Origin of the sequence: Carboxydocella sp. ULO1 (genome assembly GCF_002049255.1) — a bacterium.
GTDB lineage: Bacteria > Bacillota.
Genome location: NZ_BDLQ01000160.1, coordinates 1 through 757, shown reverse-complemented (window position 1 = coordinate 757; position 757 = coordinate 1). Strand labels below are relative to the sequence as shown.

The 757-nt window shown below is 45.7% G+C and carries 1 pseudogene; it reads right to left on the bottom strand.

What is annotated here, in order from left to right:
• Positions 1-404 precede the first annotated feature (404 nt).
• A pseudogene (locus tag ULO1_RS14880) lies at positions 405-757 on the bottom strand (DNA helicase RecG); the annotation flags it as partial.

The window sequence follows — 757 nt, the reverse complement described above, 5'->3', positions numbered from 1 at the left end:
GAACTGGAGTCCTTAATTACATATAATTACATAAATGTCATATATACCATAATGCGTAATGACCAAAACATAGTTGACTACCATTCATAAAATTAATGCAACGCTACTGTCCTAACTTAGTATACTTTAGTTGTCATCAGGTAGACTTTTATAAATCTATTAAAGTTTTTTAAACGAAATAGTCAGCACCATCGGATGACAATGCGATAAAAGTAAGAGCTTCCTACCACCCCCATAAACACATACCTGTTACCCTCACTCTTCTGTATATGAATATATCCCATTTTGATTAATTATGGTATCACCCCGTTTGTCACCTTTTTGTCACCTTTTTTGTCACCCCATAAACATTACGCAGTGACCCTCAAAAGAAAAAACGGGCCAGTAGCCCGTCGTTAAAAATACTACCCGATTTGTGCCAAATCCAGACCATCGGCAAAAGTAGCTTTCAATTCCTCCTTCAGCAGCCGGTGTTCCGGTCGGGCCAGTTTCGGATCTTCTTCCACAATCCGGAATGCCAGCTGGCGCGCTCCTTCCAGCAGGGGCAAATCCTTGACCAGGTCGGCCACCTTCAGTTCCGGCAGCCCTGACTGACGGGTACCGAAGAATTCCCCTGGGCCCCGCAGTTTCAAATCCTCCTCCGCCAGCACAAAACCGTCATTGGTCTGTTCCATGATGCGCAGGCGGGCCCGCCCTTCAGCCGATTGGGTATCGGAAATCAGGAAACAATAGGACTGATATTCTCCCCGCCCCACCC